The organism is Hymenobacter telluris (assembly GCF_017313265.1).
In the GTDB taxonomy this organism is placed as follows: domain Bacteria; phylum Bacteroidota; class Bacteroidia; order Cytophagales; family Hymenobacteraceae; genus Hymenobacter; species Hymenobacter telluris.
The window spans coordinates 101,052-118,400 of sequence record NZ_JAFLQZ010000001.1; the positions used below are offsets into that span (position 1 = coordinate 101,052).

Annotated in this window: 13 protein-coding genes; 12 read left to right on the forward strand and 1 reads right to left on the reverse strand. The window is 59.4% G+C overall.

The features are described 5' to 3' along the window. Positions 1–36: 36 nt before the first annotated feature. The 3 genes from J0X19_RS00420 to J0X19_RS00430 all read left to right on the forward strand — a co-directional run bounded on the left by J0X19_RS00420 (position 37) and on the right by J0X19_RS00430 (position 5,528). Positions 37–1,692, forward strand: coding sequence for a RagB/SusD family nutrient uptake outer membrane protein (locus tag J0X19_RS00420; RefSeq protein WP_206979908.1), 1,656 nt, complete (start codon positions 37–39; stop codon positions 1,690–1,692). A gap of 54 nt (positions 1,693–1,746) precedes the next feature. Further along, the gene (locus tag J0X19_RS00425) at positions 1,747–3,405 is read left to right on the forward strand and encodes a glycoside hydrolase family 28 protein (protein WP_206979909.1); all 1,659 of its coding nucleotides are present in this window, start codon (positions 1,747–1,749) and stop codon (positions 3,403–3,405) included. Between the two features lie 170 nt (positions 3,406–3,575). Beyond that, complete coding sequence (locus tag J0X19_RS00430; RefSeq protein ID WP_206979910.1) at positions 3,576–5,528, forward strand: glycoside hydrolase family 88 protein; 1,953 nt, start codon at positions 3,576–3,578, stop codon at positions 5,526–5,528. 132 nt (positions 5,529–5,660) lie between these two features. Here the strand turns inward: J0X19_RS00430 and J0X19_RS00435 are convergent, their stop codons facing one another. Then, positions 5,661–6,713: a LacI family DNA-binding transcriptional regulator gene (locus J0X19_RS00435; protein ID WP_206979911.1), complete on the reverse strand. Its 1,053-nt coding sequence runs from the start codon at positions 6,711–6,713 to the stop codon at positions 5,661–5,663. Between the two features lie 307 nt (positions 6,714–7,020). On the opposite strand from J0X19_RS00435, the gene J0X19_RS00440 reads away from it, so the two are divergent. The 9 genes from J0X19_RS00440 (at position 7,021) to J0X19_RS00480 (ending at position 17,277) form a co-directional block, all read left to right on the forward strand. Further along, positions 7,021–7,791, forward strand: coding sequence for an SDR family oxidoreductase (locus tag J0X19_RS00440; protein WP_206979912.1), 771 nt, complete (start codon positions 7,021–7,023; stop codon positions 7,789–7,791). Positions 7,792–7,914: 123 nt separating this feature from the next. Further along, a complete protein-coding gene (gene kduI, locus J0X19_RS00445) occupies positions 7,915–8,745 on the forward strand; it encodes a 5-dehydro-4-deoxy-D-glucuronate isomerase (RefSeq protein WP_206979913.1) in 831 nt (276 codons plus the stop codon). Positions 8,746–8,760: 15 nt separating this feature from the next. Continuing rightward, complete coding sequence (locus J0X19_RS00450) at positions 8,761–9,105, forward strand: cupin domain-containing protein (RefSeq protein WP_206979914.1); 345 nt, start codon at positions 8,761–8,763, stop codon at positions 9,103–9,105. Between the two features lie 154 nt (positions 9,106–9,259). Continuing rightward, the gene (gene pelA, locus J0X19_RS00455; RefSeq protein WP_206979915.1) at positions 9,260–10,381 is read left to right on the forward strand and encodes a pectate lyase; all 1,122 of its coding nucleotides are present in this window, start codon (positions 9,260–9,262) and stop codon (positions 10,379–10,381) included. Between the two features lie 10 nt (positions 10,382–10,391). Beyond that, positions 10,392–11,927 carry a tagaturonate reductase gene (locus J0X19_RS00460; protein ID WP_206979916.1) on the forward strand — a complete coding sequence of 512 codons (1,536 nt, stop codon included), beginning with the start codon at positions 10,392–10,394 and terminating at the stop codon, positions 11,925–11,927. Between the two features lie 144 nt (positions 11,928–12,071). Continuing rightward, positions 12,072–13,724 (forward strand): UxaA family hydrolase, encoded by a 1,653-nt coding sequence (locus tag J0X19_RS00465; protein WP_206979917.1) that lies wholly within the window; start codon positions 12,072–12,074, stop codon positions 13,722–13,724. Between the two features lie 242 nt (positions 13,725–13,966). Beyond that, a complete protein-coding gene (uxaC, locus tag J0X19_RS00470; RefSeq protein WP_206979918.1) occupies positions 13,967–15,424 on the forward strand; it encodes a glucuronate isomerase in 1,458 nt (485 codons plus the stop codon). A 90-nt stretch (positions 15,425–15,514) separates the two neighbouring features. Next, positions 15,515–16,522: a sugar kinase gene (locus J0X19_RS00475; protein WP_206979919.1), complete on the forward strand. Its 1,008-nt coding sequence runs from the start codon at positions 15,515–15,517 to the stop codon at positions 16,520–16,522. A gap of 98 nt (positions 16,523–16,620) precedes the next feature. Next, positions 16,621–17,277 (forward strand): beta/alpha barrel domain-containing protein, encoded by a 657-nt coding sequence (locus J0X19_RS00480; protein ID WP_206979920.1) that lies wholly within the window; start codon positions 16,621–16,623, stop codon positions 17,275–17,277. Positions 17,278–17,349: the final 72 nt, after the last annotated feature.

Consider the following 17,349-nt stretch of genomic DNA (forward strand, 5'->3'; position numbering starts at 1 on the left):
ACCAACAACTATCAACCAACAACTTGCATCAACTCCATGAAAATATCTCGCATATCCCTCGGTCTGGCTGCCTGCGCGCTGGCCGTACTTTCTTCCTGCGAAAAGCAGTTGGAAGAATACAACCCCTCGGGCCTCACCGCCGAAACCGTGTACACCACGCCCGCCGGCTTTGAAACGCTGGTGAATGCCGCCTACTCGTACACCCGCTGGTGGTACGGCAAAGAAGATGGCTACAGCGCTTCGGAAATGGGCACCGACCTGTGGCAGCGCGGCGCCGGCGACGTAAACCCCGACCTGACCGACTACACCACATTGCAAGGCAGCTCCCGCGCCCTCGAAGCCCTGTGGGGCAAACTCTACGCCGCCGTCAACCTCTGCAACGCGGGCATCAACCGCATCGGGCAGTCGGGCATGACGGACGCGCAGAAGAAAACCCGCGAGGGGGAGCTGCGTTTCCTGCGGGCCTTCTACTACTGGCACATCGTGGAAACCTGGGGCGGCGTGCACTTCACCACCTCCGAAACTACCACCGTGCAAACCACGGCCAACCGCACCCCGGTCGAGACGTTCTACAACCAGATTTTCGACGACCTGAACATTGCAGTAGCCAACCTGCCGAACACCACCACCGAGTACGGCCGGGTGACGAAACCCGCGGCCGAGGCGTTTCTGGCCAAAATGCACCTCACCCGCGGCAACAACCAGGAAGCCGCCACGCTGGCCCAGCGGGTAATTTCCAGCTACGGCTACTCGCTCCAGGCCAACTATGCCGATTTGTGGTCGATGACCAACCTGGAAAACAAGGAAATCGTGTGGGCCGTGAATTACTCGAAAGAGCTGAGTTTGAACGACCGGGTAGACGCCACGCTGTACCCCGATGGGCACCCCCGCGGCGCCAACAACGGCCACTTGCTCTGGACGATGAAGTACGACGACCAGCCCGGTATGACGCGCGACATTGCCAACGGCCGCCCTTTCAACCGCTACATGCCGTCGTTGTTCCTGCTCAACCTGTTCGACGAAACCAAGGATTCGCGTTACCTGGCTTCGTTTAAAACCGTGTGGCGCGCCAACACCGTGGTAACCGGCGCCAAGCCCCTGGCGGTTGGCGACACCGCCATTCTGGCCACCAAAAAGGAAATCCCGACGGCCGTAGAAAACGCCAAGCGCTACCGCACCTACGACCTAAGCAAGGTGTACAACCCCGCTACCGGCGCCGTAGTCGGCGACCGGCTGCACTACGTGTGCCTACGCAAGTTCGACGACCCGACCCGCCCAACCATTGCCGAAGAGCAAAGCGCCCGCGACGCCTACGTTATCCGGCTGGCCGACGTGTACTTGATGGCTGCCGAAGCCAACTTCAAGCTGGGTAACACCGCCCAGGCGGTTACGCAAATCAACGCGGTGCGGGAGCGGGCCGCCCTGCCTGGCAAAGTGGCCGACATGCGCATCACCGCCGCCAACCTGAGCCTGGACTTCATCCTCGATGAGCGGGCGCGGGAGCTGGCCGGCGAGCAGCTGCGGTGGTTTGACCTCAAGCGCACCAACCGCCTGGTGCCGCGGGTGAAAGCTAACAACCCCGAAGCGGGTGCCAGCATCCAGGATTACCACATGCTACGGCCCATTCCGCAACGCCAGCTGGATGCCATTCAGAACAAAGCGGAGTTCACGCAAAACCAGGGATACCGCTAATATTTTCCACGAAACCCCACTGGTCACTAAGCCAGTGGGGTTTTATTTGCACCTATGAAACAACTTACTGCTTGCGTTCTAGCCCTTTTTACGGGTGGTATTCTGGCGTTCCGGCCGGCTGCTGACACGCCGCCGACCTTGCCCAAAGTGGTGGAGCCCACCTTCAGCCGAGACACCTTCAACATCACCAAGTACGGGGCCGTAGCCGACGGCCAGACCCTGAACACCGAAGCGTTCCGCAAAGCCATTGACGCCTGTAGCCAGAAAGGCGGCGTGGTGCTGGTGCCGCGCGGGCTGTGGCTCACCGGCCCGATTCAGCTGAAAAGCAACGTGAATCTGCACGTGCAGCGCGGCGCGCTGGTGCAATTCAGTGGCAAGCTCTCCGATTTTCAACTCATCAAAACCAACTGGGAAGGCGTGGACGCCGTGCGCAACCAGTCGCCGCTTTCGGGTTCCGACCTGGAAAACATTGCCATTACAGGTGAAGGCGTGTTTGATGGCGCCGGCGACGCGTGGCGCATGGTGAAGAAAGAAAAGCTAGCCGAAGGGCAGTGGCAGAAACTAGTGAAATCGGGCGGTGTGGTGGACGCCAAAGGCACCACCTGGTACCCCACGGCGCAGTCGTTGAAGGGCTCCACTACCACCAAGCCCGGTGTTCTGCAACCCGGCAAAGACATTGCCGACTACGCCGATATCAAAGACTTTCTGCGGCCCAATATGCTGAGCTTGCAGCGCTGCAAGAAGGTGCTACTTGAAGGCTTCACCATCCAAAACTCCCCAGCCTGGACTATTCACCCGCTGCTGTGTGAGAACATCACGCTACGCGGCGTAACGGCCCGCAACCCCTGGTACGGCCAGAACACCGACGCGCTAGACCTGGAATCCTGCAAAAACGGCATCGTGGAAAACTGCACCTTCGACGTGGGCGACGACGGTATCTGCATCAAATCGGGCCGCGACGAGCAGGGGCGTAAGCGCGGCGTACCCACCGAGAACTTCATCATTCGGGATACCAAAGTGTACCACGCCCACGGCGGCTTCGTGATTGGCTCGGAAATGTCGGGTGGGGCGCGGAACCTGTACGTGACCAACTGCACGTTTATTGGTACTGATGTGGGGCTGCGCTTCAAAACTACCCGCGGCCGCGGTGGGGTAGTGGAGAATATCTTCGTGGACGGCGTACAGATGACCGATATTGCCGGCGAGGCTATCCTGTTTGATATGTACTACGCCGCCAAAGACCCCGTGCAGGTAACCGGCGAGGCGTTTGCCATTCCCGAAATCAAGGCCGAGCCGCTGAACGACGGTACGCCCGTTTTCCGCAACTTCCGCATCAAGAACGTGACCTGCAAAGGTGCCGCTACCGGCATTCTGGTGCGGGGCCTGCCCGAAATGAACGTGCAGGACATTGAAATTGAAAACACGGTGCTGGAAAGCAAGAAAGGCCTAGTATGCCAGGAAGGCAACGGTATCCGGCTGAAGAATGTGGCGCTGTACTCCACGGAAACCAAGCCGGTGATGGAAGTGCAAAACAGCCAGAACCTGACGCTCGACAACATCCGCTTCGCCGACGGCGCCGACCTGCTGCTGCGCGTAACCGGCGACCGGAGCAAGGCCGTGAAGCTGGTGAACACCAACACCAAAGCCGCCAAGAAAGACGTTGAACTCGGTCAGAAACTTTCCAAGAAAGTCGTGACGGTTTCCAAGCTGTAACTTGCCATTCATCTTTGTCTGTCATTCTAGATCTGGCATCCGCTTGTGGAGGACCTTCTTACCCTAGTTTCCACTAGCTGAAGATTGTCTACAAGCAGAAGCCAGATCCAGGATGACAGAAGTGTTTTCAACTAATTCGCCAAGCCGAAGCTTGGTGTTATCCTCTGCCTATGACCACCCGTCATCTTGTAGCTGCCGGCTTGCTGCTGGCTTCGCTCACCACAAATACCGCCAGCGCCCAAACCAAACCAGCCGCGCCGGCCATGTCGCAGCGCATGACTGATGCGTTTATGTCGTGGTACCCCGATTCCATCCTGATTGGCAACCGCACCACCGCCCGCTGGGACTACGAGCAAGGCCTGATGATGAAGGCGTTGGAGCGGGTATGGATGCGCACCGGCGACCCGAAGTACTTCACATACATTCAGAAAGACCTCGACAAGTTTGTGTTGCCCGATGGCAGCATCCGCACCTACAAGCAGGAAGACTACAACCTCGACAACATGGCCACCGGCCACGCCCTGCTCTTGATGAGCCAGGTATCGTTGGGTAGCTCGGCGGCGCAGCAGAAGTACATCAAAGCCGCGCAGTACCTGCGCAAGCAGCTGGATGGGCAGCCGCGTACCAAAGCGGGCGGCTTCTGGCACAAGAAGGTGTACCCCAACCAGATGTGGCTCGATGGCCTGTACATGGCCCAGCCGTTCTACTCCGAGTACAGCAACGTGTTCAACCAGCCCGCCGGCTTCGATGATGTAGCCAAGCAGTTTGCCCTCATCGAGAAAAACTTGGTGGACCCCAAAACCGGCCTGCTCTACCACGGCTACGACGAAAGCAAAGAGCAGAAATGGGCCAACAAAACCACCGGCCAGTCGCCCAACTTCTGGGACCGGGGCATGGGCTGGTATGCTATGGCCTTAGTGGACGTGCTGGATTATTTCCCGGCCAACCACCCACAACGTGCGCAGCTTGTTAAGGATTTGCAGCGGCTGGCCCCCGTGCTGGCCAAGTACCAGGACCCCAAAACCGGTACCTGGTCGTTGGTAGTGGACCAGGCTTCGCGCAAAGGCAACTACGCCGAAGCTTCGGGCAGCAGCATGTTCGTGTACGCCCTGGCCAAAGGGGTGCGCCTGGGCTACCTCGACAGCAAGTACGCCGCCGTGGCCAAAAAGGGCTATGACGGGCTGCTGAAAACCTTCGTAACCACGGAAGCCGGCAACGCGCTGGCCTTCAATGGCACCGTTAGCGTGGGCGGCCTCGGCGGCAACCCCTACCGCGACGGGAGTTTCGAGTATTACCTGAGCGAGCCGCTGCGCAAGAACGATTTGAAAGGCGTGGGGCCGTTTATCATGGCCAGCGTGGAAATGGAAATAGCCGCCGAAAGCGCCACCGGTAAAGGCAAAACCGTGGGCCTCGACAACTACTTCAACCACGAAATCCGCAAAAGCCCGCTGACCGGGGAGCCCGAGCCCTGGCATTACACCTGGGAGGAACGCCAGCACGGCGGCTTCTATCTGTGGGGCAACCAGTTCCGGGAGCTGGGCGCCAAAACCGTGACAATACCCACGGCGCCCACGGCCGCGTCGTTGAAGAACGTGAGCGTCTACATCATTGTGGACCCCGACAGCAAAAAGGAAAGCCCCAAGCCCAACTTCGTGCAGCCTGCCGATGTACAGGTGATTTCCGAGTGGGTGAAGGGCGGCGGCACGCTGGTGTTGATGGCCAACGACACCTCGAACTGCGAAATCCCGCGCTTCAACACGCTGGCCAAGGCTTTTGGCATCCAGTTCACCAACACCAGCCTGAACATGGTGCAGGGCAGCCAGTTCGACCAGGGTTTGGTGACGCTGCCAGCCGGCAATCCGGTTTTCAAAACGGCTAGAACCGCTTACGTAAAAGAACTGTCGGTGCTGGACGTGAAAAGCCCCGCCAAACCGCTTGTCAGCAGCGGCAACAGCGTAATTATGGCTACAGCTAAAGTGGGCAAAGGCACCGTATTCGCCATCGGTGACCCGTGGCTGTACAACGAGTACACCGACGGCCGCAAAATCCCGGCAAAGTTCGAGAACTTCCAGGCTGGCAAGGATTTGGCTACCTGGCTGTTGCAGCAAAGCAGCGCGAAGTAAAGCCCAGATGTTCGTATGAAGCAAAAGGCCCGATTCCGCACGGAATCGGGCCTTTTGCATCTAGTCTAACTACCTGTTAAGTAGATGGTTCGTAGTAGCTATTAGGGTGTTTATCCTACTACCCACTACCTACTACTTTGTGGCAGCGGCGCCGGCGTGCTTGGCATGTTCCGTCAGGCGGGTGGAGTCGCGCACAATCAGCTCGGTTGGGATTTTGACGGTGCCTACGGGCTTGGCGCGGTGCTTGAACTCGATTAAGTCAATCAGCCGCTCGGCCGCTACCTGACCGATTTCCTGGGCGGGCTGCACCACAGTGCTTAGCGAAGGCGACAGTAAATCGGCCACGTTCAGGTTGGTGAACCCAATAAGCGACACATCATCCGGAATGGCCAGGTTGCGCTGGTGCAACGCCTTCAGGCAACCCACGGCCAGCCGGTCGGAGGCCGTGAAAAAGGCATCGGGCATGGGGTCCAGGGCCATCAGCTCGTCTACCATCGGGCCTACCTCGTCGGGGCCGAAGGTGCCGTAGCGAATCAGCGTTTCGTCGTACTCTAGGCCGTGCTTTTCCAAAGCGGCGCGGTAGCCGGCCAGGCGCTCCTGCGTGATGCTCAGCCAGGGCTGAATAGTGAGGTGCGCAATGCGCCGCCGGCCCGACTGAATCAGGTGCTCGGTGGCGGCAAACGCCCCCCCGAAGTTATCGGCTACCACTTGCGTAACGCCCAGCTCGGCCGCCACCCGGTCGAAGAGCACAATCGGTACGTGTTTGTCGAGCACGTCGCGCAAATGCGCCACGTCGGAGGTTTCGCTCGACAGTGAAATCAACAGTCCGTCCACCTTGCGCGACATGGCTTGGTGCACGTTGGCTGTTTCCCGCTCGTACGACTCCTGGCTCTGAAAAATAATGACGTGGTAGCCCCGGTTGTAGGCAATGGCCTCGATGCCGTTGATAGCTTGCGAAAAGAAATAATTCGCAATCTGGGGCACGATAACGCCAATGGCCCGGCTGGCGCTGCCCTTCAGGCTAAGCGCAATGGGGTTGGGGCGGTAGTTGAGCCGCTCGGCACACTCCATTACCAGCCGCTTCGTTTCCGGGTTGATTTCGTAGCTGCCCCGCAACGCGCGCGACACCGTGGAAGTGGAAATGTTCAGCTCGCGGGCAATGTCTTTTATGGTGAATGTTTCCAATGGGAAGGCAGGTTTGAAGGAGTAGGGTAGGAGGTAGGCTTCCTAAAGTGCAAGAGCCGCCAACAGCAGCGCCAAGTGTCTTACCGGGGGTGAAAGTAGAAAGAGCTACCCAGTTTAGCCACACCGCCACCAGTAAAAGCTGGGAATCCACTTGTTGGCAACGTTCCCGATAACGTTTGCGAGAATAAACATTGTTCTATTCTTCGTTTTGGCTAACACAATCCTTAATCTTTACAGATACGATGTGCTTGCGGTAGTATGAAAAGTACATCATTTTCTTTCTAAAAGTTTACAAATTCCTATTTGCATGGCCTTCGCTGACTCTTTCGACTTGACCGGTAAACTAGCGTTGGTGACGGGCTGCACCCGGGGCATCGGGCAGGCTATGGCCTTGGGCCTGGCCGAAGCCGGCGCCGACATCATCGGCGTGTCGGCTTCGTTGGCGTTGAGTGGCTCTGACACCGAGCAGCAAGTGCAGGCCCTGGGCCGGCAGTTTCACGCCTACCAGGCCGACTTCAGTGAGCGTGCCGCCGTGGATGCCTTTATTGCGCAGGTACAGCAGGATTTCCCTCGCATCGACATTCTTATCAACAACGCCGGCACCATCAAGCGCGCCCCGGCCGCCGAGCACGCCGATGAACTCTGGGACGAAGTGCTGGCCATCAACCTCGATGCGCCGTTCCGCTTGGCTCGCGCCATTGGCGGGCAGATGCTCCAGCAAGGCTCCGGCAAAATCATCTTCACGGCCTCGCTGCTCACGTTTCAGGGCGGCATCAACGTGCCGGGCTACGCGGCCAGCAAGGGTGCTATTGGCAGCGTAGTGAAAGCGCTGGCCAACGAATGGGGCGGCCGCGGCGTGAACGTCAACGCTATTGCGCCCGGCTACATTGCCACCGACAACACCGAAGCCCTGCGCAACGACCCCGACCGGTCGGCCAGCATTTTGGGCCGCATCCCGGCCGGCCGCTGGGGCACCCCCGCCGACTTCAAAGGCCCCACGGTGTTCCTGGCTTCGCAGGCTGCCGATTACGTGCACGGCACCATCCTCACCGTTGATGGCGGCTGGATGGGCCGCTAAAGATGAAATGATGAGGTGGTGAAATGGTGAGTTTTCCGTTCTTGAAAGCGCCAAGCGCGCAGAACGCGCCACCAGAACATCACTTCACCACTTCACCACTTCACCATTTCACCACTCTCCAAGATGACCCAACGATATGCCATCAGCCCCCGCGAAACGGCGGCGATGAACACCCAGCAACTGCGCGAGAACTTTCTGATTGAAGACGTGTTCGTTGCCGGCGAAATCGAGCTGGTATACACCCATTACGACCGGATGATTGTGGGTGGCGCTACGCCTACCACCGAGCCGCTGACCTTGCCCTGCCCCGAGAATCTGAAAGCCGATTTCTTTTTGCAGCGCCGCGAGCTGGGCATCCTTAACACCGCCGCGCCCGGCACCGTGACCGTAGATGGCACCGTGTACGAGCTGGGCAACCAGGATTGCCTCTACGTGGGCAAAGACGCCAAAGAAGTGGTATTTGCCTCCACCGACGGTAACCAGCCCGCTAAGTTCTACCTGCTGTCGGCCCCGGCGCACCACGCGTATCCCACGCGCCGCATGACCCAGGCCGAGGCGACACCCGTGGAACTAGGCACGCCGGAAACGGCCAATGAGCGCACCATTTATAAGTACATCTACCTGGAAGGCATCCAGAGCTGCCAGCTGGTAATGGGCCTGACCCGGCTCAAGCCCGGCTCGGTGTGGAACACCATGCCCAGCCACGTGCACGACCGGCGCATGGAAGCTTACCTGTACTTCGACCTCCCCGAAAACCAGCGGGTGCTGCACATGATGGGCCAGCCCCAGGAAACGCGCCCGTTGTGGGTGAGCAGCGGGCAGGCCATCCTGTCGCCGCCGTGGTCGATTCATACGGGGTGCGGCACCAGCAACTACACGTTCATCTGGGGGATGGCCGGCGAAAACCTGGAGTACACCGACATGGACCTCGTTACCATTCACGACCTGCGCTAATACGCACCTGCCACTATGCCCACCCTTGAAGCCCCTTTTCAGCTCGACAACAACCGCCAGCCCTGGACGCCGGTAGCCGACGGTTTGCGCCGCCAGATCCTCGCCTATGGTCCGGATATGATGCTGGTGCGCGTGGCGTTTGAGCAGGGGGGCATCGGGGCCCGGCACCAGCACGTGCACACGCAAATCACCTACGTGGAAAGCGGCGTGTTCACGGCCACCGTCGGCGACGACACGCGGGTGATGCGTGCGGGGGACGTGTTTTATGCGGCCTCCAACGTGTGGCACAGCGTGGAGTGCCTGGAAGCGGGCACCCTGCTGGACACGTTCAGCCCCATGCGCGAAGATTTTATTGAGTAGCCAGAATTGCTTCCGCTCTCATAGGTAGACGATGTCTTTCTGCTTGCTACTCATATCCAACTACTTAATAAGTCTGGTTCACTCCGGCACAATGCAAGCTCAGCACAAACACATATTGAGAAAACTACTGCTCCTGCTGACGGGAATAGGGGGGATGGGGATCTTTTCAACCCGGGCCCAGCAGGTGACGGTGGCGGCGGATGGTTCGGGAAACTCCCGGGCCATCCAGGCTGCCCTCAATAGCGTGCCTAGTCTGGCTGCCAACCGGCGTGCCAATGCAGTTGACAGCATTGCCGAGAAGATGCTGCTGTATCAGCGGAGTGTGGGCGGCTGGCCGAAAGCGGTGAAAGACGTGAAGGTGGACTACACCAAGCCGTTGTCGGCGGCGTTGCGGGCCAGCACCCTGGCCGATGCCAACCGCAAAGACGCCACCATCGACAACAAAGCCACCACCCGCGAAATCGAGTATCTGCTGGCTGCTTTCAGGCGCACCAACAACCCCGCGTACAAGCAAAGCGCTGAGCGCGGCATCCATTACCTGCTGAAAATGCAGTACCCCAACGGTGGCTTCCCGCAGTTCTACCCCGATTTCAGCGGCTACCGCCACCAAATTACTTACAATGATAACGCCATGGTGCGGGCGCTGCTGGTGTTGCGAGCCGTAGCCAACCAGCAAGCTGAGTATGCCCTGGTGAGCCCTGAGCTGGTGGCACCCGCCAAAGACGCCGTAGCGCGCGGCATAGCCTGCATCCTGAAAACGCAGTACGTGCAGAAAGGCAAACGCACGGCGTGGTGCGCGCAATACGACGAGAAAACGCTACGTCCCGATAAGGCCCGGGCTTTCGAGCTGGCCTCGCTGAGCGGTGATGAGTCGGTGGCTATTGTGGAATTCCTGCTGGGCATCGACAACCCCCCGGCGGAAGTGAAGCAGGCCATTACCAGCGCCATTGCGTGGTTCGAGCAAGTGAAAATCCCGAACATGGCCGTGAAAGAAGTGCAGGACCCCAAGCAGCCCACGGGCCGCGACCGGCTGATGGTAGCCGCGCCTGGCGCCACGCTGTGGGCCCGCTTCTACGATTTGGAAACCAACCGCCCCATCTACGTCGGGCGCGACAGTCAGGTACATTACACCTTGGCTGAAATAGAAAATGAGCGGCGGGCGGGCTACGTCTACGCGGGTACCTGGCCCGAAAAGCTGCTGACCAAAACCTACCCAAAATGGCAGCAGAAATGGGCTGCCGCCCCCGCCACTGTATCCCCGCAAGCAAGTAAATAACCTCCCGGCCATGCCCCAGCTTTCAAAATCCCTCGTTCTTTCTGCACCCACCACTGCGGCGGTCCTGCCCACCGCGGCCCAGTTTGAGCTACCTGAAAAAGTACTTCAGTTTGGTACGGGCGTGCTGCTCCGTGGCCTGCCCGATTACCTCATCGACAAAGCCAACCGCCAGGGCATTTTCAACGGCCGCATTGTGGTGGTGAAAAGCACCGGCGGCGGCGACCTGGACGCCTTCACCCAGCAGGATAACCTGTACACGCTGGCCATCCGGGGCATTGCCGACGAGCAGATTGTAGAGGAAAACGTGGTGTGCTCGGCCATCAGCCGGGTGCTGTCGGCCAAAACGCAGTGGGCCGAGGTACTGGCCTGCGCGGCTAACCCCGAGCTAACCGTAGTAATTTCCAACACCACCGAAGTAGGCATTGAGCTGGTAGCCGACGACGTAAGCCAAAGCCCGCCCGTGTCGTTTCCGGGCAAGCTGCTGGCTTTCCTGCACGCCCGCTACCAGGCGTTCCAAGGCGACAAGGCCAAGGGCCTGGTGATTGTGCCCACGGAGCTGATTGTAGACAACGGGACCAAGCTGGAAGGCATTCTGCTGGAGCAGGCGCACCGCAACAACCTCGACGCCGAGTTCATCGACTGGCTGGAAACCGCCAATTCCATCTGCAACTCCCTCGTGGACCGCATCGTGCCGGGCCGCCCCGATACCACCATGCAAACCACGCTTTCCGAGCAGCTGGGCTACGAAGATGAGCTGCTGACGATGTCGGAGGTGTACACGCTATGGGCTATTCAAGGCAACGAGCACGTGAAATCGGTGCTGAGCTTCGAGCAGGTGGATGCCGGTGTAATCGTGCAGCCCAACATCACCCTGTTCCGGGAGCTGAAGCTGCGTTTGCTCAACGGCACGCACACGCTCAGCTGTGGCCTGGCGTTTCTGGCTGGCGCCAACACGGTGCGCGAAGCCATGGAAAACCAGCTGCTGGCCGGCTTCGTGCACAACCTCATGCTGGCTGACTTGCTGCCCGGTATTCCGTACGCCGTGGATGAAAAAACGGGCCAGCGCTTCGGTATGCAGGTACTCGACCGGTTCCGCAACCCCTACATCGAGCACCGCTGGTTGAGCATCAGCCTGAACTACTCGGCCAAGCTGCAAATGCGGGTGGTGCCGGCGTTGCTGCACTACGCCAAAAAGCTGGAAGCCGTGCCGCACTACGTGGCGCTGGGTTTTGCCGCCTACTTGCTGTTCATGCGCGGCAAGCGCCAGGAAGACGGCGTATGGTACGGCGAAAACAACGGCACCGAATACCCGATTCAGGACGACAAAGCCGGCTATTTTGCTGACCTCTGGAGCCGCCTGGAGCCCGCAGAACTGACCCGTACCGTACTGCACAACACCAGCCTGTGGGGCCACGATTTGCTGGCTATTCCGGGCTTTGCCGATTCAGTAAGCAACTACCTGAAGCACCTGCTGGCGCACGGCGCGCAAGCTACCGTAGCGAAGGCACTGAACAAGACCGTGGCGCGGCAGGAAGTGGCCGAGTAAGCCACCAACTCGGAACCTCGTTTTGTTATTTCTTTCGTCGGAGGTCCTGCTCCAACGCATTAGTTAACACAAAATCAGTAACCTTGAGATGTTAATTGAGGCATCTCTATCCGGCCCGCAAAGGCTGTAAATCAAGAACACGCAATGAAGCATCTGGTAGCCAAAATACATCCTGACGACAACGTGCTGGTGGCCCTCACCGACCTGCCCGTTGGCACGCCCGTAACCTACGACGGCGTCACGGTTACTACCACCGAAAAGATTCCGGCCAAGCACAAGCTGGCCCTGCAATTCCTGGCCCCCGGCGACCCAGTACACATGTACGGGGTGCTGGTGGGCAAAGCCGCCGCCGCCATTGGCGTGGGCGGACTGCTCACCACGGCCAACATCCGCCACGCCACCAACAGCTACGACGAGCACCAGGAGCGCCGCGCCAGCTGGCAGGGCCCCGACGTAAGCAAGTGGCAGGACCGCACCTTCATGGGCTTCCACCGCGCCGATGGCAGCGTGGGTACCGCCAACTACTGGCTGGTAATTCCGCTGGTGTTCTGCGAAAACCGCAACATTCAGGTGCTGGAAGAAGCCCTGGTGAATGACCTGGGCTACGGCCGCCGCAAAACCTATCAGCCCCAAACGCAGGAGCTGATTTCGTTGATGCAGGCCGGCAAATCGGTAGAGGAAATCCTGGCCACCGACCTGCACAGTGCTGAAGGCAAGCACCAGAAGCCGAAGCTGTTCCCGAACGTGGATGGTATCCGGTTCCTGACCCATGAGGGCGGCTGTGGTGGTATCCGCCAGGACGCCCAAACGCTCTGTGGCTTATTGGCTGGCTATATCACGCACCCCAACGTGGCAGGTGCTACTGTACTCAGCCTGGGTTGCCAGAACGCGCAGGCCAGCATGCTGCAAGACGAAATCAACAAGCGCAGCCCCAACTTCAGCAAGCCGCTATTCATCTTGGACCAGCAGCAGCTGGGCACCGAGGAAACGCTGGTGAGCATGGCGTTGCGCCAGACCTTTGCGGGCCTGATGCAAGCCAACCAGCAGCAGCGCCAGCCCGCCCCACTCAGCAAGCTCACAATTGGGCTGGAGTGCGGCGGCTCCGACGGCTTCTCCGGTATTTCGGCCAACCCCGCCGTGGGCCACGTGTCCGATTTGATGGTGGCCTTGGGCGGCTCGGTTATCCTGGCCGAGTTTCCGGAGCTGTGCGGTGTGGAGCAGGAGCTGGTTGACCGGAGCGTAGACACGGCCACCGCCGAGCGGTTCAGCCACCTTATGAAAGCCTACGGCGACAGCGCCGTGGCCGTAGGGTCGGGCTTCGACATGAACCCTTCGCCGGGCAACATTCGTGACGGATTGATTACCGACGCCATGAAATCGGCGGGGGCGGCGCGCAAAGGCGGCAGCTCGCCGGTAGTAGCCGTGCTCGACTACCCGGAGCCCGTAACCAAGCCCGGCCTCAACCTGCTCTGCACTCCCGGCAACGACGTAGAATCTACCACGGCCGAAGTAGGGTCGGGGGCCAACGTGGTGCTGTTTACTACCGGCCTCGGTACGCCCACCGGCAACCCCATTGCGCCCGTGGTGAAAATTGCCACCAACACGGCCTTGGCTAACCGCATGCCCGATATCATCGACGTGAACACCGGAACGGTTATCGACGGCGAGGAAACCATCGAGCAGGCCGGGGAGCGGATTCTGGACTACGTGATTCGGGTGGCCAGCGGCGAGGAAGTAGCCGCCGTGCGCCACGGCCAAACCGACTTTATTCCGTGGAAGCGCGGCGTGTCGCTGTAAACTGCAAGTAGAACGTCATGCTGAGCGCAGCCGAAGCATCTCGCGTGCTGATGTTGAAATAGTAATCTAGAGTCAGCACGCGAGATGCTTCGGCTGCGCTCAGCATGACAGGCGTTTATTGTCCGCTCTAAACTTCAACAACACAGGAGACTTCAGGACGGGTATGCCGGCCGGGTCGCTTACTTTTCTAAAACCAGGTGGGGTAGTACCTCCCGCTTTCGGCAACAATGCCCTTTTCTAGTATGAAAAAGCCCTTTTTGAACGAGGATTTCCTACTGCAAACCGAAACTGCCCAGCAGCTCTACCACGAGTATGCCAAGCAGATGCCCATCATCGACTACCACTCGCACCAGATTCCCGAGCAGATTGCGCAGGATCGGCAGTTCGAAACCATCACCCAAATCTGGCTCTACGGCGACCATTATAAGTGGCGCGCCATGCGTACCAACGGGGTGCCGGAGCGCTTCATCACCGGGGATGCTTCCGATTGGGAGAAGTTCGAGAAGTGGGCCGAAACCGTGCCCCAGACCGTGCGCAACCCGCTCTACCACTGGACGCACCTAGAATTGCAGCGGTACTTCGGCATCAAGGAGCTGCTCAACAAAGACAGCGCCCGCCGCATTTTCGATGAGTGCAATGCCAAGCTGCAAACGCCTGAATACTCAGTGCGGAACCTGCTGCGCAAGATGAACGTGGAAGTGGTGTGCACCACCGATGACCCGGCTGATTCGCTAGAATACCACCGCGCCATCATCGAAAGCGGCTTCGACGTTCAGATTCTGCCAACCTTCCGTGCCGACAAGGCCATGTCGCCGGAAAGCGCCGCGGCTTACAACCACTACCTGGATAAGCTGGGCGAAGCGGCCGACGTGGAAATCCGCACGTTCAGTGACCTGGAAAACGCCTTGCGTTTGCGCCACGACTTCTTTGCGTCGTTGGGTTGCCGCTTGTCGGACCACGGCTTGGAGCAGATTTACGCCGCTGACTATACCACTGAGGAAATCAACTCCATCTTCGTGAAAGTACGGGGCGGGGAGGAACTGACTGCCAGCGAAGTGCTGCAATTCAAATCAGCTATGCTGGTGCTGCTGGCTGAAATGGATTGGGAGAAAAACTGGACGCAGCAGTACCATTTGGGTGCGCTCCGCAACAACAACTCCCGCATGCTGCGCCAGCTCGGGCCCGATACCGGCTGGGATTCCATCGGCGACTTCTCGCAGGGCCAGGCTCTGTCGCGCTTCCTCGACCGGCTGGATGGGCAGGACAAGCTGGCTAAAACCATCATCTACAACCTCAACCCCGCCGACAACGAGTTGATTGCCACCATGATTGGCAACTTCAACGATGGTTCGGTGGCGGGTAAGGTGCAGTTCGGTTCCGGCTGGTGGTTCCTCGACCAGAAGGACGGCATGGAAAAGCAAATCAACGCGCTGTCGAACATGGGGCTGCTGAGCCGCTTCGTGGGCATGCTCACTGATTCGCGCAGCTTCCTCTCGTACCCGCGCCACGAGTATTTCCGCCGCATTCTGTGCAACCTGCTCGGCAACGACGTGGAAAACGGCGAGCTGCCCGACGACATGGCCCATCTTGGCGCCATCGTGCAGAATATCTGCTACAACAACGCCAAGGAGTATTTCGGCTTCGAGGCGGCCACTGCAACCGTAGCCGACGCCAGCAAAGCCAGCTTTGCCCATAGCTAATAGGATGTAGCGCGGAGTGAGCCTTCGCGCTGCTTTTTTTCACTTCAGCAACGATACGAGGCCCCGCGCTTCGTGGAATTATAGCACTACATGAAACAGGTAGTAACCTTCGGGGAAATCATGATGCGGTTGTCGACGCCGCTCAACTACCGGCTCACGCAATCGGCGAGCCTGGAGGTGAACTACGGCGGCGGCGACGCCAACGTAGCCGCCGCCGTGGCGGGCCTCGGCATCCCGGCCGCGCACGTCACTTGCTTTCCCGCCAACGAGCTGGGCCAAGCCGCCGTGCAGAGCTTTCAGCGCCTCGGCGTGGATATGCAGCATACCGTGTACAGCGGCAAGCGGCTCGGGTTGTATTTTCTGGAAGTAGGGGCATCGTTGCGGCCCAGCAAAGTGGTGTACGACCGCGCCGACTCGTCGTTTGCCAACCTCGACCCCGCGGCTTTCGATTGGGATGAAATCCTGAAAGATGCGCAGTGGCTGCACTGGACCGGCATTACGCCCGCCATTTCGGCGGCTACCGCGCAAGCTACTGCCGATGCCATTGCCGCCGCCCGCCGCCTGGGTATCACCGTTTCGGCCGACGTGAACTACCGCCGCAACCTGTGGCAGTACGGCCAGACCGCCCAAGAGGTGATGACCGACCTGGTAGCCGGCTGCGACGTGGTGGTGTGCTCCGAGAATGACGCCAACGACTTGTTCGGCATTCAGGTGGCCGCCGGGGCTGAAAACAAGTTTGCCTCGATGGGGGAGCAGCTGATGGCCCGCTTCCCGCAAATCCGGCAGGTGATTTCCACCCGCCGCAAAACCCAAAGCGCCTCGCACGAGCGAATCAAAGGCATGCTCTTCGATGGCACTTACACCGAAACGCCCTACCTCGACATCACGCCCGTAGTGGACCGGATTGGCGGCGGCGACGCCTTCATGGGCGGTTTCATCTACGGAGCCCTGACGTATGCTACGCCCGCCGAAGCGCTGAGCTTTGCGCTGGCTGCCTCGGCCCTCAAGCACACCATCCACGGCGACGTGAACCTGGTAACGGCCGCCGAAGTGGAGCACGTGATGCAAGGCAATACCACCGGCCGCTTAGTGCGTTGATTGGTTTTCGGTGAGTTGTGTTTGGTTTTTAGTTGAAAGATTAAAAGCCGGAACAGCGAGCCAAAAACCAAAAACAACTTACCAAAAACCAATCAGAAATGTCCCGATTCTCTCCCGCTGAAGCTTTCGAAACCGTGCTGCGCTACCCCGTGGTGCCGGTGTTCTACCACGCCGACGCGGCCTATGCCAAGCGTATTCTGCAAGCCTGCTACGCCGGTGGGTTGCGCGTGTTTGAGTTTACCAACCGGGGCGAGCAGGCCTACGACGTATTCGTTGAACTGGTAGCCTTCGTGCAGGAAAGCTGCCCCGATATGCTGCTGGGCATTGGTACCATTTACGTGGCCGAAGATGCCGAGCGGTTTATTGCCGCCGGCGCCGACTTCGTGGTGCAGCCCTGCCTGACCACCGAAGTAGCCGAGGTGTGCCACAAGCACAACATTCCGTGGCTGCCCGGCACCATGACCATCTCGGAAGTGTACCAGGCTTCCAAAATGGGGGCTGCCATTGTGAAGATATTCCCTGGCAACGTGGTCGGGCCGGGCTTTATCAAGAGTTTGCGCGGCCCGATGCCCAAGGTGCCCATTATGGTGACGGGTGGGGTAGAGCCCACCAACGACAGTTTGAAAGAGTGGTTTGAGGCCGGCGTAAACGTGGTAGGCATGGGCTCCCAGCTCTTCAAGAATGCCGATGACACCGAGGCACTAAGCCGGCAGATTGCCGAACTGCTGAAATTTGTAGATACCTTGAAAAAGTGACACCGGGCTGCCCGGTGCCACGCGGGTGCCGGCAGTTTGCCACCACGTACTGCCCCCTGACTTCCTTTCCCG